The following is a 25,517-nucleotide window of genomic DNA, read 5'->3' on the forward strand; positions in this document are numbered from 1 at the left end:
GCGACATGGAAATGGGGGAGCGGACCGATGGAACCGATACTGCAACTGGAAAGCGCACGGCTGCTGATGCGTCAGTGGCGTGACGAAGACTTGCCGGATTTTGCCGCGATGTGCGCCGACCCGCAGGTCATGCGCCATTTTCCCGCGCCCCTGAGCCGACTGGAGAGCGCGTCGATGATCGGTCGGGTGCGCGGTCATTTTGCCGAACATGGTTTTGGACTCTGGGCGCTGGAGCGCAAGGACACCGGCCAGTTCATCGGTTTTACCGGGCTGGGCGTGGTCGGCTTCGACGCACCGTTCACCCCGGCCATCGAGATCGGCTGGCGCCTGGCGCGCCAGCACTGGGGTCTGGGTTATGCCAGTGAGGCGGCGTGGACCGCTCTGCGCTGCGGGTTCGATCGTTTGGTGGTGGATGAAATCGTCTCTTTCACCGCTGACAATAACCTGCCATCACAGAAAGTCATGCAGGCGATCGGCATGCATCACGACCCGCTCGATGACTTCGAGCATCCCAAGCTGGAGCCAGGACATCCGCTGCGCCATCACGTGCTCTATCGCATCAATCGTGAGCAATGGCTGCAAACCTTGCATGGATAAGCTGACACGGATGTTTACAATGGCCCTCATATTGGCCCGGGCCACAATTTGAATCGACCGACGCAGCCAGAACTGCGCGGCGTTGTGTTGAGTGAGGAGAGTCTGAATGAGCCATGTGTTGGAAGATCTGGTGGACCTGCTGACCCTGGAACCAATCGAGGAAAACCTGTTCCGTGGCCGCAGCCAGGACTTGGGGTTTCGTCAGTTGTTCGGTGGTCAGGTACTCGGCCAGTCGCTGTCGGCGGCCAGTCAGACCGTTGAAGAAAACCGGCATGTGCATTCGATGCATGGCTACTTCCTGCGTCCGGGGGATGCCGGGTTACCGGTGGTGTATCAGGTTGACCGGGTTCGCGATGGCGGCAGTTTCAGCACGCGCCGGGTGACGGCGATCCAGAAGGGCCACCCGATTTTCACTTGCAGCGCCTCCTTCCAGTACGACGAGAAGGGGTTCGAGCACCAGTCGCAGATGCCCCAGGTTGTCGGTCCGGAAAACCTGCCATCGGAGCTGGAATTGACCCAGCAACGCGCGCACCTGATCCCGGAAAAGATGCGCGAAAAACTGCTCTGCCCGAAACCGATCGAGTTTCGCCCGATCACCGAAAAAGACCCCTATAACCCGCAGCCGTCGGATCCGATCAAATACGTCTGGTTCCGCGCCGACGGTGCGTTGGCCGACACTCCCGCGCTGCACAAATACCTGCTGGCCTATGCCTCGGACTTCGGTCTGCTGACGACGTCGATGCAGCCTCACGGCAAGTCGGTATGGCACAAGGATATGCAGGTCGCCAGCCTCGATCACGCGCTGTGGTTCCACCAGGACCTGCGCGCCGATGACTGGCTGCTGTACGCGATGGACAGCCCATGGGCCGGCAATTCCCGCGGCTTCTCCCGTGGCAGCGTATTCAACCGCGCCGGGCAACTGGTGGCCTCGGTCACCCAGGAAGGCCTGATTCGTCATCGCAAGGATTGGGCATGAGCCTGGCCGACGTACGCCATTGGGTGTTCGACATGGACGGCACCCTGACGGTCGCGGTGCATGACTTCGCGGCGATTCGCGTGGCCCTGTCGATTCCGCCCGAAGACGACATTCTCACGCACCTGGCGGCGTTGCCGGCCGAGGAGGCCGCAGCCAAGCATGCCTGGCTGCTGGAGCACGAGCGGGACCTGGCGCTGGGCTCGAAGCCGGCAGTCGGCGCTGTCGAATTGGTGCGGGAGCTGGCCGGACGCGGTTATCGGCTGGGTATTCTCACGCGCAATGCTCGTGAGCTGGCCCATGTCACTCTGGAGGCCATTGGCCTGGCTGACTGCTTCGCGGTGGAGGATGTGCTCGGTCGCGATGAAGCACCGCCCAAGCCGCACCCGGGTGGTTTGTTGAAGCTGGCAGAGGCCTGGAATGTGCCGGCGAGCGAGATGGTGATGGTGGGGGATTACCGTTTTGATCTGGATTGCGGTCGCGCGGCGGGGGCGCGGACGGTGCTGGTGAATCTGCCGGATAATCCGTGGCCTGAGTTGACTGATTGGCATGCGGTGGATTGTGTTGAGTTGCGCAAGATGCTCATGGCTTGAGGGCGTTGTCGCCTAACTGATCGTCTTCGCGAGCAAGCCCGCTCCCACAGGGTGTACGCGTTCCAATGTGGGAGCGGCGGTGCGACGATTCGACTTGCTCGCGACGAGGCCCTTCCTGACGCTACAAAACCTACTGCCCGAACAACGCCTTTTGCCCTTCGGGCGAAGTAAACATCCCTTCTCCGTTATGCCCCACACCGGGCACTTCGATCAGTTGCTGGTTCAACCCCTGCGGTGCCAGCCGCTTCAAATAATCGAAATAAAACCGCCCGCGAGCCAGTCGATAAGGCCCTTGCGCCTTCGCCTCACAACTCTTGTCCAGCGCCGGATGGTTCGGGTCGATGTCCTGCTGCCCCAACAGATAAACAACGTCACGCTTGAGGTACTTTTCCTGCAACTGCGCGGGGCTTTGTCCTTCGGCATAGGCGGGCAGATCTGTCAGACCGTACTTCCAGCGGTTGAAATCCGGGCAGGCGGCGTGATTGAAAGCGACCGGCCGGCGTTCGTCGAAATACGCATAGGAAGACGGGTTGGCGACCACGTAGCGCAGGTGCACACCAGCGGCTTCAAGCGCGGCTTGATCGTGGCCCAGCAGGGCGTAGCGCTGGACCACCTGGGCGCCGCCGGAGTGGCCGGCGATGACGATCTGCTTCACGTCCGGAAACTGCTGGCGATCACTCAGGCGGGCGATGATTTCGTCCAGGGCCTCGAACGAACTCAGGCGAAACGGCGCGGTGGATTCGCCGCCGGCCATCCATTCGTTGCCCTGCCAGCGCAGCACGGTGTCGGCGACGGGATGCAACGCGACGTCGGTTTCATTGAGAAATTGCGGGGCGATCACCAGGGTCGTCGCGCTTTGCCCGGCCAGTTCGGCGGCCTTTTCCGCGCTTTGCAGGTAGGTCTGCGCATTGCGCGGACGACCGTGGACGACAATCAGCACACGTTCGATCTTGGCCGGGGCGGGGCTGAGCCCGACCGCGATCTCGCCTGATCTCAACAACAGGCGACCCGGACTGATTTCCTTGACCCCCTGCTCGGCAGCCTGGGTACTCGCACACGTGAACAACAACGCCAACAACCATTTATTCATCTACAGATTTTTCGTCGCAAAGGTATCGCACTGGCCAACCTGGCCCTGGGCGAATCCGGTTTTGAACCAGCGCACCCGTTGCGCTGACGTACCATGGGTAAACGAATCCGGCACCACGCGGCCCTGACCCTGTTGCTGCAAACGATCGTCGCCAATGGCATTGGCGGCGTTCAGTGCTTCTTCGATGTCGCCCGGTTCCAGCCAGTTCAAGCGCTTCTGCGCATGGTTGGCCCAGACCCCGGCCAGGCAATCGGCCTGCAGTTCCTGGCGGACCAGCAAGCCACCGTCGCCTTCCATCTGCCGGCCCTGCTGGCGAGCCGTCTGAATTTTCGCCGAGACGCCGAGCAAGGTCTGCACATGGTGTCCGACTTCGTGCGCGATCACGTAGGCCTGGGCGAAGTCGCCGGCGGCGGCAAAGCGTTGCGACATCTCCTGGAAGAACGCCATGTCCAGGTAGACCTTCTGGTCCGCCGGGCAGTAGAACGGCCCGGTTGCCGAGGTCGCCATGCCGCAGGCCGAGTTGACGCGATTGCTGAACAGCACCAGGGTCGGGTCCTTGTATTGCCGCCCGCCCTGCTGGAAAACCTCGCGCCAGGTGTCTTCGGTGTCGCCCAGGATCGAACGCACGAACTCGGCCCCTTCATCGTTGGCCGGCGGCGCCTTGCGGGTCTGGTTGCCGGCCGGGGCCGTTTGCTCCATTTGCCCGGTGAGCTGGCCGAGAATCTGCAGCGGATCCTGGCCGGTGATCCAGCCGATCCCGACAATCAGAATAATGGCCGTCAGGCTCAGGCCCTTGCCGCCACCGAATCGCATCCCGCCGCCGCCACTGCCGACGTTATCCCCTCGCGCATCGACCACGTTGTCGCTACGCCGGCCTTTTCTCCATAGCATGTGGGAATCCTCTGATTGGTCGTGCGATGAGTGTTGCTGCTGTGCAGGAGCGGCGCCAGTCCGGTCGTCAGACAGTGCCTGGCGCCGTGGGTTCGGTAACGGGTGAGTTCAATGATGGACGGACGCGTACCCAGTAGGCGCTGTCGAGTGAAACGAGGCTGCGATCTTTTGATTTTTTAAGAGCAAGATCAAAAGATCGCAGCCTGCGGCAGCTCTTACAGGTCGGCGGTGTTGAAGGTGTCGCAGGCACCGGTGCGACCTGTGTCGAAACCGGTTTGGAACCACTTCACCCGCTGCTCCGAGGTGCCGTGGGCGAAGGTCTCGGGCCGAACCTGGCCGCTTGCCTGGCGTTGCAGATTGTCGTCACCGAACACCGTGGCAGCATGCAGCGCCGATTCAATATCGCCCGGTTCCAGCCAGTCGAGGCGCTGCTGTGCATGGTGCGCCCAGACGCCGGCCAGGCAATCGGCTTGCAGCTCTGCGCGAACTTCCAGTCCACCATCGCCAATCACCGGTTTCTGGTCCCGCAACGCTTGCTCGAAGGGCTCGGAAAGCCCCAGTTCCAGCTGCACGTGATGGCCGACTTCGTGGGCGATGATGTAGGCGCGGGCGAAGTCCGCGACCACGGAAAAGCGCTGCTCCAGGTTCGTGAACAGCGCCAGGTCGAGGTACACCTGTTGATTGCTCGGGCAGTAGAAGGGTGCGCTGGCGGGGCCGCACTCGGAGGTCATGTGGTTATCGAAAACCACCAGCGTGGGCGGTGAGTAGCGGCGTCCGGTTTGGGCGAACAACTGTGCCCAGGTGTCTTCGGTTTCGCCCAGCACGGACTGGACGAACTTCAGTTGCGGGTCTCCGTCCGGGGTGGAGTTCAGCGTCGAGTGAAGTACGGCGCCGGTCAGCGCGATGGTCGCGAGCCCCGCACCGAGAAGTTTCCCTGTGTGCTTGCGGGCATCCTTGCCCTGCCGAGTGTCGTTGACGTTGTCGCTGGGTCTGGCTTTTTTCCATAGCATTTTTGCGGTCTCTCATGGTTGCGGCGGGGATCGCCCGGGCCATGAATAACTGCATTGGTAAAACGCTGTGGGATAAATATGTAGCGGTTCACGCAGCCGGAATCAGCTCCGCGAATCCTCTTCGCTTACGCCCGCAATGTGCCGAGCGGCGATGTAGCCGAAAGTCAGCGCCGGGCCGATGTTGATACCGCCGGCCGGGTAGTGCCCGCCCATGATGCTCGCCATGTCGCCACCGGCCGCGTACAGCCCCGCGATGACCTGGCCAGCGTCGTCGAGGACCTGGGCATGGGGATTGACCTTGAGCCCGGCAAAGGTGCCGAAGCAGCCGGGCCGGACCTTCACGGCGTAGAACGGCCCTTGTTCGAGGACGGCGACGCAGGGGTTCGGCTGATGCAGCGCATCCCCCTGCTTGCGGTTGTACGGCGTCGAGCCACGGCCGAATTGCGGGTCTTCGCCGTGGCGGGCATGGCGGTTGTAGTCCGTCACGGTGGCGCTCAAACCCTGCGGATCGATACCGCAGGCCTGCGCCAATTCCTCCAGGGTTTTGCCGGTTTTCAGGTAGCCGCTGCGGACAAAGGATGACAGCGGTACGGGAAACGGCCGAGAGATGCCCAGGCCATATCGCCGTTGAAAGGCGTGATTGCAGATCAGCCAGGAGGCGACTTCTTCGCCCTGAGGCGCGGCGGCGACCATGGCGGTGACGTAGTCGTAATAGCCGTTGGCCTCGTTGACGAAGCGCTGGCCGTTGCTCAGGACGCCGATGATGCCGGGCTTGCCGCGTTCGATGATGTGCGGGAAGTGGCCGATTCTGCCGTCGCCGTGGGGCACTTCGGACACCGGGGCCCAGGCGACGGGGGACTGCATGTCGGTATCGACGTGGGCGCCGACGCGCTCGCCCAGGCGCAGGCCATCGCCGGACACGGCCAGCGGTGGCAGTGCCAGATGCTCACGGCCGGTGGGTGTGCGCGGGAACAGGGCCTTGCGCCGTTCGATGTCATTGGCAAAACCACCCGCGGCCAGCACCACGGCCTTGCGCGCATTGATCCGTACCGAACCCTTGGCGGTGCTGATGACCGCGCCGCGCACCTGGTCGTTTTCCCGCAGCAGATCAGTGACCGGCGCCGATTCCCAGAGCAGCACGCCAAGGTCCTCGGCGGACTTCGCCAGACGCGCCACCAGCGCGACGCCGTTGACCAGTTGCATCGCCCGGCCATGGACGGCGAGGTCGAGCAGGTGGCGGGTAAAACGCTTGGTGACATGCCAGGCCGCAGGCAGCGAGCGGGTCAGGTTGAGAAACGCGCCAAGGTCGGCGCCGGCCATGATCGGCATGCCCATGAAGGAGGTTTCGCGCATGGTTTTACGCAGGCGCTTGAGCAGCCTGCCGACCTGTCTGGCGTCGTAGGGCGCGGCGATCACAGAACGTCCGCCGGTGCCGGCGCCGGGGGTGTCGCCATGGATGTCGGCAATGGCATTGCCGTCGGCGAATTGCAGCGAAGTGTGTTGTTCGAAGAACGCCACCATCCGTGGGCCGGCCTCCAGGAAGGCGTCGATCATCGGTCCGTTGAAGCGCTCGCCCAATTCGTGGCGCAGGTAGGTGCGCGGCAATTCCACGTCCTCGACGATCCCGGCGCGTCGCGCCAACGGATTGCATGGCACCCAGGCCCAGCCGCCGGACCAGGCGGTGGCGCCGCCGAACACCGGGTCTTTTTCGACTACGATCACTTTCAGGCCATGCCATGCCGCCGTCACGGCTGCCGACAACCCGGCCGCGCCGGAGCCGACGATCAGTACATCGCAATCAACGTCGGGGAGAAAATGCGGCTCGGCAGGCATTGTTCGGGCTCCAGCAATTTAATTATTTTGGAATTTGATTCCAGAAAATATATGAAGTGCTTTGGAGTCGGGCAAGATCTTCACCGTTAAAGCGGGCGGTTATCGGACAGTCAGTTCCAGATTTCGCTATTCATCGGTTGTCTTCTAGAATCGGGCAAATTTTCCGTGGAGACGCCCATGGCCGGCAGTCAGATCGAACGTGTTTTCAGTGTGCTCGAAAGCCTCACCAGTGACCCTCGTGGCCTGCCGATGCAGACCCTGGCCGAGCAGCTGGACATCCCCAAAAGCGCCACCCACAGGCTGCTCGCCGAGCTGATCCGACTGGGTTATGTGCGGCAGAATCCGGAGAATTTGCGTTATCACCTGTCGACCAAACTGGTGGCGATGGGCTTTCGTTATCTGTCGAGCAGTGGCGCCGATATCGTGCAGCCGGTGCTCGACCGACTGGCCCAGGAAACCGGCGAGCTGGTGCGTCTGGGCGTCATCGAGGGCGAGCGGCAGACCTGGATCGCCAAGTCCCAGGGCGCCCGTTCCGGCCTGCGTTACGACCCGGACATGGGCCGCGATGCGCCGCTGTTCTACACCGCTTCCGGGCATGCCTGGCTGGCGTGCATGAGCGATGCGGAGGCGTTGTCGCTGGTGGAGCGACAGGTGGAGGACCGGCCGCTGGAGCTGGGACCGAACGCGCCGCGCTCCAATATCGAACTGCTCGAGCGGCTGCGCCTGGCGCGGGAGCAGGGGTATGCCTGTGTCGAGGAAAGCTCGGCGGTGGGCACCTCGGCGATTGCGGCGGTGGTGCGTCATCCGGCGGATGGGCGGGTGATCGGGGTGCTCAGCATTGCCGGGCCGAGCGCGCGGATGCCGGGGGTACGGTTGCATGAGTTGGCGCCGCTGTTGCTGGCGTTTACCGATGAATTGTCGGCGGCGAGTCTGGCTTCGGAGTTGTTTAGCTAAGCCTTTCCACACATCCCCTGTGGGAGCGGGCTTGCTCGCGAATGCGGTGATTCAGTCGGTGATGATGTTGACTGACACTGCGCATTCGCGAGCAAGCCCGCTCCCACATTTGGATATCGCTGACTGTTCAAACTGTGCGCTGTTCGAACACTTTTAGAGTGAGTATCTACAATAATCTGGAACTGGGTTCTAAATTGATGAGTTCATGCCATCAGCCCTAAACGGAACGCATCATGAGTGAGCGGATCTTCTCCCTGGCCAGCCTGACTGTGCTGGAACTGTCACCGCCCGAGATGGTGGAAGTGGCGGCTCGTGCTGGCTACAGCCATGTCGGCCTGCGCCTGGTGCCGGCCACGCCTCAGGAACATCATTTTCCATTGGTAGTCGACAGCGATTTGCGCCGCCAGACCCTGGCGCGTCTGCGGGACACCGGCATCGGTGTGCTGGATGTGGAAATCCTGCGGTTGAAACCGGAAACCGTGGTGGCCGATTTCGAACGAATTCTGGTGGTGGGTGCCGAACTGGGTGCCAGTGAACTGCTGGTGGCCGGCAACGATCCGGACGAGCGACGAATGACGGACAACTTTGCCGAACTCTGTGACCTGGCGGCGTCTTATGGACTGCATCCGCATCTGGAGTTCATGCCCTGGACTGAGGCGCGGGATCTTGCGCAAGCGGTGCGCATTGTCGAGGCCGCCGGGCGCGAAAACGGTGCAGTGCTGGTCGACGCGTTCCACTTCGACCGCTCTGGATCAAGGCTGGAAGAGCTGGCCAGGGTCGCCCCGTCACGGTTACGGTATGCGCAGTTGTGTGACGTTGTGGGGCCAAGGCCGGCGGACATGGCCGAGATCTTGCGTCAGGCCCGCAACGAGCGACGCTTTCCCGGTGAGGGCGATTGTGATTTGCCGGGATTGTTGCGTTGTTTGCCGTCTAACATTCCATTGAGCCTGGAGATTCCCACGGTGCAGCTGCTGGAGCAGGGCGTGAGTGGGTTGGATCGGGCGCAGATGGCGCTGGACAGGACTCGGGAATTGTTGGCGCGGATCTAACGCGTCTCTCCCTGTAGGAGCGAGCTTGCTCGCGATGAACGACAGAACACCGCAGGGCATCAGGTTGCCAGCGTCATCGTTGACGACCATCGCGAGCAGGCTCGCTCCTACAGGAAGCGTTTGATTTTTGATGTATCTAAAGGAACCCCAATGACTGTCAGCACCCCGCTTTCCGGCGTCAATCAGCCCTTCAAAGGGATTCTGCTGATCGTTGTCGCAACCTTCCTCTTCTCCAGTCACGACGCCATCTCCAAATACCTGTCCGGGTTCTATCCGATCGTGATGGTGGTGTGGGCGCGTTATGTGGTTCACACCCTGTTGATGGCGGGGATTTTCCTGCCGCAATCCGGGGTCGCGGTTCTGCGTACGAAGCGGCCTATGCTGCAGGTGATTCGCGCCTTGTGCCTGCTGGGCACCAGCCTGTTTTTCACCACGGGCCTGATGTACATCCCGCTGGCCGAAGCCACGTCGGTCAACTTCCTTGCCCCGGTTCTGGTCACCGCGCTGTCGGTACCGCTGCTCAAGGAGCGGGTGACGCGGGGGCAATGGCTGGCGGTGATTTGCGGCTTCAGCGGGGTGCTGATCATCGTCCACCCCGGTGGTGATCTGTTCACTCCGGCGGTGTTGCTGCCGTTCTGCTCGGCGCTGTTCTTCTGCTTCTATCAATTGCTGACGCGCAAGCTCAGCAATGTCGACAGCCCGACCACCAGTAACTTTTTCGCAGGGCTGTGCAACACCCTGGTAATGAGTGCGCTGGTGCCGTTCTTCTGGCAGGTGCCGACCCTGGGCCATGGCGCGATGATGCTGGCGCTGGGGGCCTGCGGGATGACCGCGCACCTGTTCCTGACCCAGGCCTTCCGCCTTGCCGCACCGGCCTTGCTGGCACCGTTCAGCTATTGCCAGATCATCTTTGCCGGCTTGTTGGGCTGGCTGCTGTTCTCCCATACACCGACCCTGACCACCGTGATCGGTATCGCCGTGATCTGCTGCAGCGGGCTGGCGGCGGCCTGGCAGCAAAGTCGCCGCTGAGTTCGATCCCGACGCCCCACAAATCGCGGGCAAAAAAAAGCGCAGGCCCGATCAAGGGCCTGCGCCGAGGGAACATCATTCTTCTACGGTCGGGATCTTGCGCGGTGCCATGAAGTACATCCAGATCAGTGCGATGAAGTACATCGCCGGAATCAGGGTGAACAGCACGGTGTAGTTGTTGTTGGTGGCGGTCAGGATGTGGCCTACCAACTGGGTCATGAACATCCCGCCGATCGCGGCGCACATGCCGCCGAAACCGAACACCGTACTCATCATGTGCTTGGGCGTGTAGTCCATCACCAGGCTCCAGATGTTGGCGGTCCAGGCCTGGTGCGCACCGATGGCCAGGGAAATCGCGAACACCGCCACCCACAGGTTGCTGGAGCCAGCCGCGATGATCACGCCGATGATGCAGCAGGCGAACAGTGCCATGGACATCAAGCGCGCCTTGATCGGGTTGACGCCGCGGCCAATCAGGAACGAGGACAGGATCCCGCCGCCGACACTGCCGAAATCGGCGGTGAGGTAGATGATGATCAGTGGAATACCCATCTGGGTCACGTTGATGCCCAGGTTGTATTGCTGATTGAGGAACGGTGGCAGCCAGTACAGGTAGAACCAGAACACGGGTGCGGTGATCGAGTAGGCGAGGGCGAAGGCCCAGGTGCCGCGCATGCGCAGGATTTTCGAGAAAGGTACGCGTGTCTGCGCAGGTTCGACTTCGTTCTGGATGTAGTCCAGCTCCGACTGTTTAACGCTTGGATGATCTTCCGGGTTGAAGTACTTCAGGCCCCAGCACACCAGCCAGATACCGCCCAGCGCGGCCATGCACAGAAACGCCGCTTGCCAGCCCCAGGCATGGAGGATCAGCGGCAGCAACATCGGCGTGAACATCGCGCCGACGTTGGTCCCGGCGTTGAAGATGCCTGTGGCCACGGCGCGCTCGCCGGCCGGGAACCACAGGCGCGTGGTCTTCACGCAGGCCGGGTAGTTGGCTGCTTCGGTCAGGCCGAGGATGAAGCGGCAGACCATGAAGCCGGCTGCCGACGTGGCCAGACCGTGGGCACCGGTGGCCAGGCTCCAGAGCAGCACGGCGCAGAAGAACACGCGCTTGACGCCGACCCGGTCGATCAGACGGCCTTGCAGCACGAAACCGATGGCGTAGCCGACCTGGAACCAGAAGTTGATGTTGGCGTAGTCCATCGCCGTCCAGCTCATTTCCTTGGCGAGGATAGGCTGCATGACGCCCAGGGCGGCGCGGTCGATGTAGTTCAGGGTGGTGGCGAAGAACACCAGCGCCAGCATGCCCCAACGGGTCTTGCCGACGGCCATGGCGGCGCGGATTTTGTCACCGATACCGCCAGTGGCGGCACTCATGGCCGGAGCCATGCGAGAGCTTTGAGTAGGGTTCATCTGGGCCATCCGTTCAATGACTGACAAGCGAGGCTCGTCTGGACTTCAAGGGCGCGTGATCAATCGAGGGCGACGGGCGCGGGACTGATCGGCTGGGTTCGTCGACTGACGGTTTATTCAGCGAGCGGCACGGCGATGCCGGCGGTGCGCAGGATTCGGATGGACGCCAGGCAGGGCGTAATGACGGTAGCTGGAGCGAGCAGGGCGTTGAATGAGCACATGAGCTTTTACCCGTTTTTTGAAATTTTTATGTGGTGTTCTGGGTCGGTTTACCTGAGACCGGCGGTTGGTGATCCGGCCTCAATGTGGTGTTGATGTTGCGCAGTGGACAAAAAATCGTCAATTCGTGAAAGGCCATTTTGTTCGATAATCGAACACAAAACTAACCGGATAGTACACTTTAAATTGCTGTGCTTTACATTGCAGCCAATAATTACCCTTACAAGATTCCCTCCACTACCGGGAGCCGAAACATGCAGCGTTCCATTGCCACCGTATCCCTGAGCGGTACCCTGCCGGAAAAACTCGAAGCCATTGCTGCCGCCGGCTTCGATGGCGTCGAGATTTTCGAGAATGACCTTCTCTACTACGACGGCAGCCCGCGGGAAATTAAACAGATGTGCGCCGATCTCGGGATAGCCATCACCCTGTTTCAACCGTTCCGGGACTTCGAGGGCTGCCGCCGTGACCGCCTGTCGCGCAATCTGGAGCGGGCCGAACGCAAGTTCGACCTGATGCAGGAACTGGGCACGGACCTGGTGCTGGTGTGCAGCAACGCCTCTGCGGATTCGGTGGGTGATGAACAAATTTTAGTCGATGATTTGCGCCTGCTGGCCGAACGTGCGGGCGCGCGCGGTTTGCGCATCGGTTATGAAGCGCTGGCCTGGGGTCGTCACGTCAACACGTATCAACAGGTGTGGAACATCGTCCGCCAGGCCGACCACCCGAGCCTCGGCGTGCTGCTCGACAGCTTCCATACCCTGTCGCTCAAGGGTGATCCCAGCGCGATCGCCGAGATTCCCGGCGACAAGATCTTTTTCGTGCAGATGGCCGACGCGCCGATCCTGGCCATGGACGTGCTGGAGTGGAGCCGGCATTTCCGCTGCTTCCCAGGCCAGGGTGAGTTCGATCTGCCGGGCTTCCTCGCGCCGATCATCAAGAGCGGCTACACCGGCCCGCTGTCGCTGGAAATCTTCAACGACGGCTTCCGCGCCGCGCCGCCACGGGCCAACGCCGCCGACGGTTTGCGCTCCTTGCTGTACCTGGAGGAGAAAACCCGTCAGCGCCTGGAACAGGAAGCCCGAGAAACTGCCAATCGCGAGATTCTGTTCGAGACGCCCAAGGCCAGCGAATACAACGGTGTGGAGTTTCTCGAGTTCGCCGTGGACGAAAGCCTCGGTGCCAAGCTGTCCCACTGGCTGGAGCGCCTGGGCTTCGTCAAGGCCGGCCAGCATCGCTCCAAGAGCGTCAGTCTGATGCGCCAAGGCGATATCAATCTGATCCTCAATTCCGAGCCGTACTCCTTCGGTCACAGTTTCTTCGAGGCTCACGGCCCATCGCTGTGCGCCACCGCCGTGCGGGTCAAGGACAGTGCCAGCGCCCTGGCGCGGGCCGTGGCCTATAAAGGTCAGCCTTATCGCGGTCTGGTCGGCCCGAATGAACTGGAGCTCGCCGCCGTGCGCGCGCCGGATGGCAGCCTGATTTATCTGGTGGACCAGAACGCTGACGTTTACGGCACCGACTTCAACCTCGTGCCAGACGCGCAGACCAACGGTGGCTTGAAGCGCATCGACCACATGGCCATGGCGTTACCCGCCGACAGCCTCGACAGCTGGGTGCTGTTCTACAAGAGTCTGCTGGATTTCGAGGCCGACGACGAAGTGGTCCTGCCCGACCCCTATGGCCTGGTGAAAAGCCGCGCCCTGCGCAGCCGTGACAGTTCGATACGCTTGCCGCTGAACATTTCCGAGAACCGCAACACCGCGATCTCACACGCGCTTTCGAGTTATCGCGGTTCCGGTGTGCATCACATCGCCTTCGATTGCGACGACATCTTCGCCCAGGTCAGCCGGGCGAAAGAGGCGGGCGTTCCGCTTCTGGATATTCCGCTCAACTACTATGACGACCTGGCGGCGCGTTTCGATTTCGACGACGAGTTCCTCAGCGAACTGGCCTACTACAACGTGCTGTACGACCGTGATGCCCAGGGCGGCGAGCTGTTCCACGTGTACACCGAGCCGTTCGAAGGGCGATTCTTCTTCGAGATCATCCAGCGCAAGAACGGCTATGCCGGTTACGGCGCGGCGAACGTGGCGGTGCGTCTGGCGGCCATGGCCAAATCCCGGAGTGGTGCCGTACGTCAGGCAAAGTTGTAGGAAAATCGTAAATCGATTCGACAAACCGCTGCCGCACGGCTTCCTTCACCGTGCGGCGCGGCTCATAATCGCCAGCTTGTGCATGATGGCCGTGAGCCCGCAATGACAATGACTTCAGACTTCCCCGCAACGCCCGATCAGCCAGCTGTGGAACCGCGCAAGAGTCGCAAGAACAACCCGGAAAAAACCCGCGAGAACATTCTGCAAGAGGCGATCGTCGAGTTCGTCCAGCAGGGCCTGTCCGGCGCCCGCGTCGATGCCATCGCCGAGCGTATCCATACTTCCAAGCGCATGATCTATTACTACTTCGGCAGTAAGGAGCAGCTCTACGTCGAGGTTCTGGAGAAGCTCTATGGCGATATCCGCAGCACCGAAAACCGCCTGCACCTGGCTGAGCTGGCGCCGGTGGACGCGATTCGGCGGCTGGTGGAATTCACCTTCGATCACCACGACCGCAATGTCGATTTCGTACGGATCGTCAGCATCGAGAACATTCACAACGCCGAATATGTGAAGCAGTCCGATGCCATCAAGGCGATGAACAACACCATCCTCGATTCACTGGGCGAGATCCTGCGTCGCGGCGCCGAGCAGGGCGTGTTCCGCAGCGAGCTTGATCCGTTGGATGTGCATTTGCTGATCAGTTCGTTCTGCTTCTATCGCGTGTCGAACCGTCATACCTTCGGCGAGATTTTTCAGATCGATCTGCCGGACGAAGCGATCAAGCAGCGTCATCGCGAGATGATTTGCGAGTCGGTTCTGCGTTATCTGCAAGTGTGAGGGGATCGCAGCCTGTTGCAGGCTGCGATTTTTTGCTTTTCAGCCATTCATACTCTGAAAGTGCGCCAGCATTCGCTGCGCATCCGGCACCACGCCGCTGAACAATTCAAACGCCTTCACCGCCTGGAACACCGCCATGTTGCCGCCATCGAGCGTGCGGCAACCCAGGGCGCGGGCGTTGCGCAGCAGTTCGGTTTCCAGCGGGAAATAGACAATCTCCGCCACCCACAACTCGGCACGCAGCAATTCCACCGGCACCGGCATGCCCGGCAGTTTTTTCATGCCCATGGGCGTGGTGTTCACCAGACCGTCGGCTTCGCTCAGGGTGCCCGCCAGGTTGTGACCGGCCAGCGCGCGACCTTCGCCGAAATGCTGGTTGAGGTTGTCGGCCAGGCTCTGGGCGCGGCTCGTGTCCACATCGAAAATGCTCAGTTGATGCACGCCTTCGCTCAGCAGCGCGTGAGCCACCGCCGCGCCCGCACCGCCGGCACCCATCTGCACCACACGCTCGACGGCAACGCCTTTCAGGCCACGACGAAAGCCTTCGGCAAAGCCCAGGCAGTCGGTGTTGTGGCCGATGCGTTTGCCGTCCTTGAGGACCACTGTGTTGACCGCGCCGATGCCGCGAGCTTCGGGCGATAGTTCATCCAGCAGCGGGATGATCGCCTGCTTGCACGGGAAGGTGATGTTCAGTCCGGTGAAGCTCATGCGTTCGGCGGCCGTCAACAGGTCGGGCAGGGCGTTGTTGTCCAGTTGCAGTTGATCGAGGTCGATCAGGCGATAGAGGTAACGCAAGCCCTGGGCATCACCTTCATGCTCGTGCAGCGAGGGTGTGCGAGAGGCCTGGATGCCGGCGCCGATCAGTCCGGCCAATACGCTTTGGTTCTGGTTCATGACGTTCACCCTTTCAGACGTTGGCTGAAGTGCTCCAGCGCCAGGCGATAGCCGTGGCTGCCGAACCCGGCCATGACTGCAGTGGCAATGGCTGACACGAAGGAATGATGGCGGAACGGCTCACGGGCGTGGACGTTGGACAGGTGGACTTCGATCACCGGCAGTTCGCTGGCAACCAACGCATCGCGAATCGCCACCGAGGTGTGGGTCCAGGCCGCCGGGTTGATCACGATCCCGGCGCAACGGCCGCGGGCGGCGTGAATCCAGTCGATCATTTCGCCTTCATGGTTAGTCTGGCGAAACTCCACCGCCAGGCCGAACTCTTCAGCGGTGCGTCCGCACAGGTTTGAAATATCGGCCAGGGTTTCGTAGCCGTAATTCGCCGGTTCACGGGTGCCGAGCATGTTCAGATTGGGGCCGTTGAGCACCAGAATGATGGGGGACATCGAGGTTTCTCCACTTATTATTTTTGGCATTTGGCCAGGAATTCAGCCTGTGGAGATAAATTGTACTAGATGGTTAATTCGGTCAATTGAAGAGGTGCCCGGTCGGCTATTTGTGTTCGGTGATCGAACACAGAGCGAGTTGCGTTGATCCTGTAGCAACCGTACGCAGGCTTCGCCAGCTGCTACAGGGATCGTCGTTTTAGCGTGGTAGATGCTCGACAAGGAAGTCGATGAACGCGCGCACTTTCAATGGCATGTGCCGGCTCTGCGGGTAGAGCAAGGTAAACGGCCGCCAGCGCCCGCCATAAGGTTTGAGCACCTCCACCAACGACCCATCGGCCAACTCCTTTTCCACGATAAACCGATACGTCTGAAACAACCCCGCCCCATGCTTCGCCAGCGTCACGCCCCCTAGAACGTCGTCGGAGCAGACGAAATTCCCCTCGGCCAGAATCTCCCGCTCAACCCCGTCTTCATTGAACAGCCAGGCAATGCGCCGGCCGCTGCTGGGCAATTCGTACTGAATGCATTCATGCTGCTGCAAATCGTCGAGGGTCTGCGGCGTGCCGGCCTGCTTGAGATACTCGGGGCTGGCGATCATCACCAGCGCCGCGTCCTCCAGTGGCCGGGCGATCAGGCCGGAGTCCGGAATCGCCCGCACGCGAATCGCCATGTCGTAGCCTTCGCCGACGAAATCGATGTTGCGGTTGCTGATGTGCGTCTCAACCTTCACCGCCGGAAAACGCGCGCGAAAGGCCGGCATCAACGGCAGGATCCGGTGATGGGCATAGGTGGTCGGGATACTGATGCGCAGGGTGCCGGACGGTACCTGCTGCTGACCCATGACTTCACGCTGGGCTTCCACCAGCTGCGCCAGGGCCTGGCGGCATTCCTCGTAGTAGCGGCGGCCACTGTCGGTCAGCTTCACGCTGCGGGTGGTGCGCGCAAACAATCGCACGCCCAGACGTTCCTCCATACGCGACACCGAGCGGCTCACCGCCGCAGGGGTCACCCCGGCCACCAGCGCCGCCGCGGTGAAGCTGCCGGCCTCGGCGGCCAGGCAGAACAGCTCGATGCTGCCCAATTGAAGATCGTCGAATTGTCGCTGCATGATTGATTACACCAGGGATCAAATGAAGTGTGTAACGCAGTATTTATCAGAAGCGCTCGCGCGGATACAGTGGACCGTCAGCCTTTCTCAACCAGCCGAGCAGGAGAAGCAGCATGCCTTTCGTCAGCGTACGTATCACCCGTGACGGCGTCACCCGCGAACAGAAAGCCCAGGTCATCGCCGAAATCACCGAAACCCTGCAACGCGTCCTGGGCAAGCCCCCGGAACTGACCCACATCGTGATCGAGGAAATCGACACCGATAACTGGGGCTACAAAGGCATTACCACGACTGAGTATCGAAAGAATCTGCCGGGGTGATTGTCTCGGACACAAAAAAGCCGTCTATCAAGACGGCTTTTTCGCATCTGGCAGGTCGCACTTACCGCCGGGTCAGCAACACCCCGGACTCCATGTGATGCGTCCACGGGAACTGGTCGAACATTGCGCATTGGGTGATGCGGTGGGTGTCGTGCAGTTGGGCGATGTTGGCCGCCAGGGTTTCCGGGTTGCAGGAAATGTAGAGGATGTTGTCGAAACGCCGGGTCAGTTCGCAGGTGTCCGGGTCCATGCCAGCGCGGGGCGGGTCAACGAAGACGGCGCCGAACTCGTAGCTCTTCAGGTCGATGCCGTGCAGGCGGCGGAACGGCCGCACTTCGTTCAGCGCTTCGGTCAGTTCTTCGGCGGACAGGCGCACCAGCGTGACATTGTCCACGGCGTTTTCGCTGAGGTTGCTCAGTGCCGCGTTGACCGAAGTCTTGCTGATTTCGGTCGCCAGCACTTTGCGCACGCGGGTGGCCAGCGGCAGGGTGAAGTTGCCGTTGCCGCAATACAGCTCCAGCAAGTCATCGCTGCGGTCGCCGAGGGCTTCGTACGCCCAGTTGAGCATCTTCTGGTTCACCGTGCCGTTGGGCTGGGTGAACGCACCTTCCGGCTGGCGATAGCTGAAGGTGCGACCGCCGACTTCGAGTTTTTCCACCACGTAATCGTGGCCGATGACTTCGCGTTTGCCCTTGGAGCGGCCGATGATGCTGACGCCCAGATCGGTCGCCAGTTTCGTGGCCGCCGCCTGCCAGTGCTCGTCCAGCGGGCGGTGATAGCACAGGGTGATCATCGCATCGCCGGCCAGGGTGGTCAGGAACTCCACCTGGAATAGCTTGTGGCTCAGGGCGGAACTGGCCTGCCACGCCGCCTTGAGCTGCGGCATCAACTGGTTGATGCGCAGGCTGGCGATCGGGAACTCTTCGATCAGAATCGGCGTGCGTTTGTCTTCCTGGGAAAACATTGCGTAATGGCGCTCGCCGGCTTCGCGCCACAGGCGGAACTCGGCGCGCAGGCGGAAGTTTTGCAGCGGCGAATCGAAGACGACCGGCTGCGGCGCATCGAACGGGGCCAGCAGGTCACGCAAGCGCGTGACCTTTTCTTCGAGCTGAACGGCGTAGGCGTTTGAATCAAATGTCATGCGTTGAACCAACCCAGCTTGATCACGAACAGAATCGACAGAATCACCAGCGCCGGGTTCAGCTCACGGCCCCGACCGGACATCAGCTTGATGGCGGTCCAGGCAATGAAGCCGAAGGCTATGCCATTGGCGATGGAATAAGTGAACGGCATGGCCAGGGCGGTAATCACGACCGGGGCGGCCACGGTGATGTCGTCCCAGTCTATTTCCGCGAGGCCAGATGTCATCAGCACGGCGACGAACAGCAGCGCCGGTGCGGTGGCGAACGCCGGAACGCTGCCGGCCAGTGGCGAGAAGAACAGCGCCAGCAGGAACAGGATGGCGACGACTATGGCCGTCAGACCGGTACGGCCGCCGGCGCTCACGCCCGCAGCGGATTCGATGTAGCTGGTGGTGGTCGAGGTGCCCAGCAGGGAACCGGCCATTGCCGCCGTACTGTCGGCGATCAGGGCGCGGCCCATTTTCGGCATGTGGCCGTCCTTGCGCATCAGGCCGGCGCGCTTGGCGACGCCGATCAGGGTACCGGAGTTGTCGAACAGGTCGACGAACAGGAAGGCGAAGATCACGCTGACCAGACCGATGTCCAGCGCGCCCTTGATGTCCAGTTGCAGGAAGGTCGGTGCCAGCGAAGGTGGCATCGATACCACGCCACCGAACGGGGTGAAGCCCATCACGATGGAAATGATTGTCACTACCAGAATGCCGATCAGCACTGCGCCGCGCACGGCCAGAGCTTCCAGGGCGACGATCAGGGCAAAGCCGAGGGTCGCGAGGATTGGTGCCGGTTGTTTCAGATCACCGAGGCCGACCATGGTCGCCGGGTTGCTGACCACGATGCCGGCGTTGTGCAGGGCGATCAGGGCCAGGAACAGGCCGATACCGGCGGCAATCGCCGAGCGCAACGGCAGCGGGATGCTGTTGATGATCCATTCACGGATGCGGAAGATCGACAGCAGGAAGAAGCACACCGCCGAGATGAACACCGCACCCAGCGCCACTTGCCAGGTGTGGCCCATGTGCAGGACCACGGTGTAGGTAAAGAAGGCGTTCAAGCCCATGCCCGGTGCCAGGGCGATCGGGTAGTTGGCGATCAGGCCCATCACCGTGGAGCCGATGGCGGCCGCCAGGCAGGTCGCGACGAACACGGCGCCCTTGTCCATGCCGGTCTCGCCGAGGATGCTCGGGTTGACGAACAGAATGTAGGCCATGGCCAAAAAGGTCGTGACGCCTGCGAGAATCTCGGTGCGTACGTTGGTGTTGTGTGCCTTGAGTTGAAACAGCCTTTCCAGCATGCCTGCTCCCCGTGGCGCGCCCGGCGCCGTGAATGTATCGATCTCAACAGCAAAGCACAGACGGGTGTACGCGCCTGGGATTTTTCTGTGGGTCGGAAAAAGCCGCGCATCATACCAGTCGCGTGGGGTTATGGCTGCTTATGGTAGTGATCGTCGTCGATGTTTTGCGTTTTGCCCGAGTCAGCCATACTGCGCGCCTGTTCTCGGGGGTGTGTACTTCATGAAAATGCGTCTGTTGTTCCTGCTGGCCATGCTTTTGGGTGCACAAACCGCCCTGGCGGCCCCGGCGCCGCCGTTGACCCAGGTCAAAGTGCTGAAAGTCGAATCGCCGGGTTGTGGCTTTGAAAACATCGATGAAGGCCAGACCCAGACACGCTGCAATCACAGCGGGCCGAACATCCGGATCTACGTGCTGGAAGTGGGGTATGGCCGCAGTCAGCCTCAGGTCGGGCTGGATGGGTTCGACCTCAATGGCACCCGCACGCCGGTCTGCGCCTACGACAACGGCAACCTGACCGAATGCACCTCAGGCCGAAGAACCGTCGGCAACCTGTACATTTTCGATATGGCCGGCAAGCAGGAAGGCACCTTCACCTTCCGTAACACCTCGATCAACGCGCCGGGCAACACAATGTCGACGCAACTCTACATCAAGTAGTGTTGTTTGCTGACACGGCGGGCATCGAACAGGGGTAATCAAAGCTGACTACGCTTCAAGGATCATCCTGTGGATTGTGCCCATGACCTTTAGAGCCTTGATTACCCTCGCCGAGGGCATTGATGACCTGCAAGCCGTCACCCTGATCGACGTACTGCGTCGCGCCAAGGTGGAAGTGGTGGTGGCGAGTATCGAAGGACGACGCATGCTCACCTGCGCTCGCGGCACCCGCCTGACCAGCGACGCCATGCTCGTCGATCTGCTGGCCCAGCCTTTCGACCTGATCGTTCTGCCCGGGGGCGACGTCGGTGCACAGCACCTGGCCGCCCACCAACCCCTTGAACAACTGATCAAGGACCAGGCCGCCGCCGGTCGCCTGTTCGCCGGCATCGCCGAAGCCCCGGCAGTAGCGCTGCAAACCTTCGGCGTACTGCGTCAGCGGCGCATGACCTGCCTGCCCTCAGCCAGTCACCACCTCTCGGGTTGCAACTTCGTCGATCAACCGGTGGTGGTCGACGGCAACTGCATCACCGCCCAAGGCTCGGGCGCTGCGCTAGCGTTTGCTCTGGCGTTGGTGGAAGAGCTTTGCGGCAAAGCTACGCGAGCGGTGGTGGCGGGGGAGTTGTTGGTCTAGGCCTTCACTTCCTCCACCGGCACATGCATCCGATCGCGCTGGGCGAGGGTCGGGAACAGTTTGATCCAGGTCCCGGTCACCACCAGCGTGCCGATGCCGCCCATGACCACCGCCGGCACGGTGCCGAACCAGTGGGCGGTGAGGCCGGATTCGAATTCGCCGAGCTGGTTGGATGCGCCAATGAACAGGCCATTTACCGCGCTGACCCGGCCGCGCATTTCGTCGGGGGTCTCCAGTTGCACGAAGGAGGCGCGGATCACCATGCTGATCATGTCGGCCGCGCCCAGCACGACCAGTACCGCCAGCGAGAACCAGAACGAGGTCGACAGGCCGAAGGCGATGGTCGCCACGCCGAAAATACCCACGGCGGTGAACATTACCCGTCCGACGTTGCGTTCAACGGCAAATCTGGCGAGGTACAACGACATTAACAATGCCCCGACTGCCGGTGCCGAGCGTAACAGACCCAGACCCCAGGGGCCGGTGAGCAGAATGTCCTTGGCGAACACCGGCAGCAACGCCGTGGCGCCGCCGAGCAGCACCGCGAACAGATCAAGGGAAATCGCCCCGAGAATGTCCGGGCGGCTGCGGATGAAACGGATGCCGGCCAACAGTGAATCCAGGGTCGCCTTGCCTTTGTTCAGCGGTGTTTGCCGGGCCGGCAGATTGAGCATCAGCGAGCAGGCAATGACATACAGCAGCACGGTCGGGCCATACACCCACACGCTGCCGAAGGCATAGAGCAGACCGCCGAGGGCTGGGGCGACGATGGTGGCCGATTGCTGAGCCGATTGCGCGGCGGCCACGGCCCGGGGGAACAGGCCGCTGGGCACGATGCTTGGCAGCAGGGCCTGGGTGGTCGGCATCTCGAAGGAGCGGGCGCCGCCGAGCAGGAAGGCGAGGATGAAGATCATTTCCCGGGTGATGTGATCGGTGGCGCTGCCAATGGCCAGCGACAGGGCGATCAGTGCCTGCAGGGACTGACAGATCGCCGCGACCTTGCGCCGGTCGTAGCGGTCGGCCACGTGTCCGGTGTGCAGCATGAACAGCACCCGCGGCGCGAATTCCACCAACCCCACCAGACCCAGGTCGAGCACATTACCTGTCAGCTGGTAGAGGTTCCAGCCGATCGCCACGGTGAGCATCTGAAAGCCGCTAGCGGTAAAAATCCGCGCGAACCAGAAGGCGAGGAATGGACGGTGGTGGCGTAGCAGCAAAGGCTCTTGGCTGGGCATTTGAGGGCAGATCTGCAGGTGGGGAAGGGGCGAGGTTATCACCAACCTGTAACTGAAAGTTGCAGGATCGTGAAATTTAGTTAGCTAGACACCGATCTCCAACTCGATGGAGTTCTCCCTTGTGGGAGCGGGCTTGCTCGCGAAGAGGCCATCACATCCAACATCAATGTCGGCTGATACACCGCCTTCGCGAGCAAGCCCGCTCCCACAGGGGATTTATGGGGCTGCTGATTTTTTGTTGGCCAATCGCCATGAGGCAACTTGTCACGCGGCAAAAGACCACGCAGTTCATCGCCTGAAATGGGACTACTCTTTCAACGTTGCTTGATCCAGATCAAGACCCTCGAAGGCTTTGATCCGGTGGCCGCAAGGCCAGACTCCCTGCGTAGCGATGCGTATAAAAAAAGAACAAACAGAGATTCGCCTCACTCCATATCCGTGGGGGCCATGGATGCAGGCTCCGGCCAGCAGCCGTACTAACTGACAGAGGAAGACTTATGTTCGGTTTAGAGGCACTTGATCTCGCCCGAATCCAGTTCGCGTTCACCATCTCGTTCCACATTCTGTTCCCTGCCATCACCATTGGCTTGGCGAGTTACCTGGCGGTACTCGAAGGTCTGTGGCTGAAAACCAACAACGGAACCTATCGCGACCTCTACCATTTCTGGTCGAAAATCTTTGCCGTCAACTTCGGCATGGGCGTGGTCTCGGGGCTGGTCATGGCCTATCAGTTCGGCACCAACTGGAGTCGCTTCTCGGACTTCGCCGGTTCCGTGACTGGTCCGTTGCTGACCTATGAAGTGCTCACTGCGTTCTTCCTCGAAGCAGGTTTTCTGGGGGTGATGCTGTTCGGCTGGAACAAGGTCGGACGTGGCCTGCACTTCTTTTCCACGGTCATGGTCGCCATCGGCACACTGATCTCGACCTTCTGGATTCTTGCTTCCAACAGCTGGATGCAGACGCCGCAGGGCTTTGAGATCGTCAATGGTCAGGTGATCCCCACCGACTGGCTGGCGGTAATCTTCAACCCCTCGTTCCCCTATCGCCTGATGCACATGGCCACGGCAGCGTTCGTCGCCACGGCGTTCTTCGTCGGCTCTTCCGCGGCGTGGCATTTGCTGCGCGGCAAGGACAACCCGGCGATCCGCAAAATGCTCTCGATGGCCATGTGGATGGCCTTGATCGTCGCGCCGATTCAGGCGGTGATCGGCGACTTCCACGGCCTCAATACCCTTGAGCATCAACCGGCGAAAATCGCCGCGATCGAGGGGCATTGGGAGAACAAGGGTGACGAAGCCACTCCGCTGATCCTGTTCGGCTGGCCAGACATGAAGGAAGAAAGGACCAAGTTCGCCGTCGAGATTCCGTATCTGGGCAGCCTGATCCTGACCCACTCCCTGGACAAACAGGTGCCGGCGCTCAAGGAGTTCCCGCCTGAAGACCGGCCCAATTCGACCATCGTGTTCTGGTCGTTCCGGATCATGGTCGGCCTGGGTTTCCTGATGATCTTCACCGGCCTGTGGAGCCTCTGGCTGCGCAAGCGCGACATGCTCTACACCTCGCGTCCGTTCCTCTACCTGGCGTTGTGGATGGGCCCGTCCGGCCTGATCGCGATTCTCGCTGGCTGGTTCACCACGGAAATCGGCCGTCAGCCGTGGGTCGTCTACGGCCTGATGCGTACGGCCGATGCATCGTCCAATCATAGCGTCATGCAGATGAGCATCACCCTGATCCTGTTTGTCGTGGTGTATTTCGCGCTGTTCGGAGCCGGTCTCGGCTACATGATGCGCCTGGTGCGCAAGGGGCCGAAGATCGACGAAGGCAAGGAAACCAACGACGGTGGGCCCGGCCAGAAACGCACGCCGGCGCGTCCGCTGTCTGCGGCCGACGATCACGCCGATGCCGACCACACCGTGACCAAGGAGATTTGAATCATGGGTATTGATCTTCCGCTGATCTGGGCCGTGATCATCATCTTCGGCATCATGATGTACGTGGTCATGGACGGCTTCGATCTGGGTATCGGGATCCTGTTCCCGTTCATTCCCGGCAAGACCGACCGTGACGTGATGATGAACACCGTCGCCCCGGTCTGGGACGGCAACGAAACCTGGCTGGTGCTCGGAGGCGCGGCGTTGTTCGGGGCCTTTCCGCTGGCGTATTCAGTGGTGCTTTCGGCGTTGTACCTGCCGCTGATCTTCATGCTGATCGGGCTGATTTTCCGCGGCGTGGCCTTTGAGTTTCGCTTCAAGGCCCGGGATGAGAAACGTCATCTGTGGGACAAAGCGTTCATCGGTGGTTCGATTGCGGCGACCTTCTTCCAGGGCGTGGCGCTGGGGGCGTTCATCGATGGCTTGCCGGTGGTCGATCGGCAGTTCGCCGGTGGTTCTCTGGACTGGCTGACACCGTTCACCCTGTTCTGCGGCGCCGCGCTGGTGGTGGCCTATGCGCTGCTGGGCTGCACCTGGCTGATCATGAAAACCGAGGGCAAGTTGCAGGAGCAGATGCATGATCTGGCGCGGCCCCTGGCATTCGTGCTGCTGGCGGTGATCGGTATCGTCAGCATCTGGACGCCGCTGGCCCACGCTGAAATCGCCGCTCGCTGGTTCACCTTGCCGAATCTGTTCTGGTTCCTGCCGGTGCCCATTCTGGTGCTGGTGACCCTGTACGGACTGATCCGCGCGGTGGCCCGCAATGCCCACTACACACCGTTTCTGCTGACACTGGTGCTGATCTTCCTCGGCTACAGCGGCCTGGGCATCAGCCTGTGGCCGAATATCGTGCCGCCGTCGATTTCCATCTGGGACGCCGCCGCGCCGCCGCAGAGCCAGGGTTTCATGCTGGTGGGCACGCTGTTCATCATCCCGTTCATCCTGGGTTACACCTTCTGGAGCTACTACGTGTTCCGCGGCAAGGTGACTCATGAAGACGGTTATCACTAGTCGCGCTCTTGTGGGAGCGAGCCTGCTCGCGATGGCGTCGTTATAGGCGCCATCGCAAGTTAACTGGAGAAATGAATCATGTCCGGCAAGCATTCTCTGCATGACATTGAAGAAGCCGAAAAAAAACCGCTGTGGCAGCGGCTCGGATGGCTGGCCCTGATCTGGGTCGGCAGTGTAGGTGCGTTGTTCGTTGTGGCCAGTTTGATGCGGATGTTCATGAACGCCGCGGGCCTGTCCACGCACTGATCTCTGGCATT

At 61.3% G+C, this 25,517-nt stretch carries 25 protein-coding genes; 14 read left to right on the forward strand and 11 right to left on the reverse strand.

Annotated elements, in window-relative coordinates; genetic code table 11:
* Positions 1 to 27: 27 nt before the first annotated feature.
* From K9857_RS06865 to K9857_RS06875, 3 genes are all read left to right on the forward strand, one after another.
* A complete protein-coding gene (locus K9857_RS06865) occupies positions 28 to 597 on the forward strand; it encodes a GNAT family N-acetyltransferase (protein ID WP_224534139.1) in 570 nt (189 codons plus the stop codon).
* A gap of 106 nt (positions 598 to 703) precedes the next feature.
* Positions 704 to 1,573 carry an acyl-CoA thioesterase II gene (tesB, locus tag K9857_RS06870; protein WP_224534140.1) on the forward strand — a complete coding sequence of 290 codons (870 nt, stop codon included), beginning with the start codon at positions 704 to 706 and terminating at the stop codon, positions 1,571 to 1,573.
* On the forward strand, positions 1,570 to 2,163 hold the full coding sequence (locus K9857_RS06875) for an HAD family hydrolase (protein ID WP_224534141.1): 594 nt from the start codon (positions 1,570 to 1,572) through the stop codon (positions 2,161 to 2,163). Before tesB ends, K9857_RS06875 begins: the two co-directional genes overlap by 4 nt.
* Before the next feature lie 130 nt (positions 2,164 to 2,293).
* On the opposite strand, the gene K9857_RS06880 is transcribed toward K9857_RS06875, so the two are convergent.
* The 4 genes from K9857_RS06880 to K9857_RS06895 form a co-directional block, all read right to left on the reverse strand.
* On the reverse strand, positions 2,294 to 3,253 hold the full coding sequence (locus K9857_RS06880) for an alpha/beta fold hydrolase (RefSeq protein ID WP_224534142.1): 960 nt from the start codon (positions 3,251 to 3,253) through the stop codon (positions 2,294 to 2,296).
* The gene (locus K9857_RS06885) at positions 3,254 to 4,144 is read right to left on the reverse strand and encodes a neutral zinc metallopeptidase (protein ID WP_224534143.1); all 891 of its coding nucleotides are present in this window, start codon (positions 4,142 to 4,144) and stop codon (positions 3,254 to 3,256) included.
* A gap of 215 nt (positions 4,145 to 4,359) precedes the next feature.
* Entirely contained in the window at positions 4,360 to 5,154 is a 795-nt protein-coding gene (locus K9857_RS06890) for a neutral zinc metallopeptidase (protein WP_224534144.1), read from the reverse strand.
* 102 nt (positions 5,155 to 5,256) lie between these two features.
* Positions 5,257 to 6,987 carry an FAD-dependent oxidoreductase gene (locus K9857_RS06895; protein ID WP_224534145.1) on the reverse strand — a complete coding sequence of 577 codons (1,731 nt, stop codon included), beginning with the start codon at positions 6,985 to 6,987 and terminating at the stop codon, positions 5,257 to 5,259.
* 177 nt (positions 6,988 to 7,164) lie between these two features.
* On the opposite strand from K9857_RS06895, the gene K9857_RS06900 reads away from it, so the two are divergent.
* The 3 genes from K9857_RS06900 (at position 7,165) to K9857_RS06910 (ending at position 10,019) form a co-directional block, all read left to right on the forward strand.
* Positions 7,165 to 7,941, forward strand: coding sequence for an IclR family transcriptional regulator (locus K9857_RS06900; protein ID WP_224534146.1), 777 nt, complete (start codon positions 7,165 to 7,167; stop codon positions 7,939 to 7,941).
* A gap of 233 nt (positions 7,942 to 8,174) precedes the next feature.
* Positions 8,175 to 8,990 (forward strand): sugar phosphate isomerase/epimerase family protein, encoded by an 816-nt coding sequence (locus K9857_RS06905; RefSeq protein WP_224534147.1) that lies wholly within the window; start codon positions 8,175 to 8,177, stop codon positions 8,988 to 8,990.
* Positions 8,991 to 9,140: 150 nt separating this feature from the next.
* Positions 9,141 to 10,019, forward strand: a complete 879-nt coding sequence (locus K9857_RS06910; RefSeq protein WP_224534148.1) for a DMT family transporter — start codon at positions 9,141 to 9,143, stop codon at positions 10,017 to 10,019.
* A 75-nt stretch (positions 10,020 to 10,094) separates the two neighbouring features.
* Here the strand turns inward: K9857_RS06910 and K9857_RS06915 are convergent, their stop codons facing one another.
* Entirely contained in the window at positions 10,095 to 11,432 is a 1,338-nt protein-coding gene (locus K9857_RS06915; protein WP_411961548.1) for an MFS transporter, read from the reverse strand.
* Positions 11,433 to 11,905: 473 nt separating this feature from the next.
* Here K9857_RS06915 and quiC point away from each other — a divergent pair, with 473 nt between their 5' ends.
* On the forward strand, positions 11,906 to 13,807 hold the full coding sequence (gene quiC / locus K9857_RS06920) for a 3-dehydroshikimate dehydratase QuiC (RefSeq protein ID WP_224534149.1): 1,902 nt from the start codon (positions 11,906 to 11,908) through the stop codon (positions 13,805 to 13,807).
* A gap of 102 nt (positions 13,808 to 13,909) precedes the next feature.
* Positions 13,910 to 14,587 carry a TetR family transcriptional regulator gene (locus tag K9857_RS06925; RefSeq protein ID WP_224534150.1) on the forward strand — a complete coding sequence of 226 codons (678 nt, stop codon included), beginning with the start codon at positions 13,910 to 13,912 and terminating at the stop codon, positions 14,585 to 14,587.
* Positions 14,588 to 14,626: 39 nt separating this feature from the next.
* Here the strand turns inward: K9857_RS06925 and K9857_RS06930 are convergent, their stop codons facing one another.
* The 3 genes from K9857_RS06930 to K9857_RS06940 form a co-directional block, all read right to left on the reverse strand.
* Positions 14,627 to 15,481 carry a shikimate dehydrogenase gene (locus K9857_RS06930; protein WP_224534151.1) on the reverse strand — a complete coding sequence of 285 codons (855 nt, stop codon included), beginning with the start codon at positions 15,479 to 15,481 and terminating at the stop codon, positions 14,627 to 14,629.
* A gap of 5 nt (positions 15,482 to 15,486) precedes the next feature.
* Entirely contained in the window at positions 15,487 to 15,927 is a 441-nt protein-coding gene (gene aroQ, locus K9857_RS06935; protein ID WP_224534152.1) for a type II 3-dehydroquinate dehydratase, read from the reverse strand.
* Positions 15,928 to 16,126: 199 nt separating this feature from the next.
* Positions 16,127 to 17,038 (reverse strand): LysR family transcriptional regulator, encoded by a 912-nt coding sequence (locus tag K9857_RS06940; protein ID WP_224534153.1) that lies wholly within the window; start codon positions 17,036 to 17,038, stop codon positions 16,127 to 16,129.
* Between the two features lie 113 nt (positions 17,039 to 17,151).
* Here K9857_RS06940 and K9857_RS06945 point away from each other — a divergent pair, with 113 nt between their 5' ends.
* A complete protein-coding gene (locus K9857_RS06945) occupies positions 17,152 to 17,358 on the forward strand; it encodes a tautomerase family protein (RefSeq protein WP_047533558.1) in 207 nt (68 codons plus the stop codon).
* Positions 17,359 to 17,419: 61 nt separating this feature from the next.
* Here K9857_RS06945 and trmA read toward each other — a convergent pair whose 3' ends face one another.
* A complete protein-coding gene (gene trmA / locus K9857_RS06950; protein ID WP_224534154.1) occupies positions 17,420 to 18,499 on the reverse strand; it encodes a tRNA (uridine(54)-C5)-methyltransferase TrmA in 1,080 nt (359 codons plus the stop codon).
* Complete coding sequence (locus K9857_RS06955; RefSeq protein ID WP_224534155.1) at positions 18,496 to 19,791, reverse strand: NCS2 family permease; 1,296 nt, start codon at positions 19,789 to 19,791, stop codon at positions 18,496 to 18,498. The genes trmA and K9857_RS06955 overlap by 4 nt, the downstream gene beginning before the upstream one ends.
* Positions 19,792 to 20,011: 220 nt before the next feature.
* On the opposite strand from K9857_RS06955, the gene K9857_RS06960 reads away from it, so the two are divergent.
* Positions 20,012 to 20,449, forward strand: a complete 438-nt coding sequence (locus K9857_RS06960; RefSeq protein ID WP_224534156.1) for a DUF4879 domain-containing protein — start codon at positions 20,012 to 20,014, stop codon at positions 20,447 to 20,449.
* A gap of 82 nt (positions 20,450 to 20,531) precedes the next feature.
* Positions 20,532 to 21,083 carry a DJ-1 family glyoxalase III gene (locus tag K9857_RS06965; protein WP_224534157.1) on the forward strand — a complete coding sequence of 184 codons (552 nt, stop codon included), beginning with the start codon at positions 20,532 to 20,534 and terminating at the stop codon, positions 21,081 to 21,083.
* Here K9857_RS06965 and K9857_RS06970 read toward each other — a convergent pair.
* Positions 21,080 to 22,318 (reverse strand): MFS transporter, encoded by a 1,239-nt coding sequence (locus tag K9857_RS06970; RefSeq protein ID WP_224534158.1) that lies wholly within the window; start codon positions 22,316 to 22,318, stop codon positions 21,080 to 21,082. The two genes, K9857_RS06965 and K9857_RS06970, sit on opposite strands and share 4 nt — an antisense overlap.
* 497 nt (positions 22,319 to 22,815) lie before the next feature.
* On the opposite strand from K9857_RS06970, the gene K9857_RS06975 reads away from it, so the two are divergent.
* The 3 genes from K9857_RS06975 (at position 22,816) to K9857_RS06985 (ending at position 25,506) form a co-directional block, all read left to right on the forward strand.
* Entirely contained in the window at positions 22,816 to 24,249 is a 1,434-nt protein-coding gene (locus tag K9857_RS06975) for a cytochrome ubiquinol oxidase subunit I (RefSeq protein ID WP_224534159.1), read from the forward strand.
* A 3-nt stretch (positions 24,250 to 24,252) separates the two neighbouring features.
* Positions 24,253 to 25,260 carry a cytochrome d ubiquinol oxidase subunit II gene (gene cydB, locus K9857_RS06980; protein ID WP_224534160.1) on the forward strand — a complete coding sequence of 336 codons (1,008 nt, stop codon included), beginning with the start codon at positions 24,253 to 24,255 and terminating at the stop codon, positions 25,258 to 25,260.
* A gap of 78 nt (positions 25,261 to 25,338) precedes the next feature.
* The gene (locus tag K9857_RS06985; protein ID WP_224534161.1) at positions 25,339 to 25,506 is read left to right on the forward strand and encodes a DUF2474 domain-containing protein; all 168 of its coding nucleotides are present in this window, start codon (positions 25,339 to 25,341) and stop codon (positions 25,504 to 25,506) included.
* The last annotated feature ends 11 nt before the right edge of the window (positions 25,507 to 25,517 follow it).

The organism is Pseudomonas sp. REP124, assembly GCF_020164475.1.
Taxonomy (GTDB): Bacteria; Pseudomonadota; Gammaproteobacteria; order Pseudomonadales; family Pseudomonadaceae; genus Aquipseudomonas.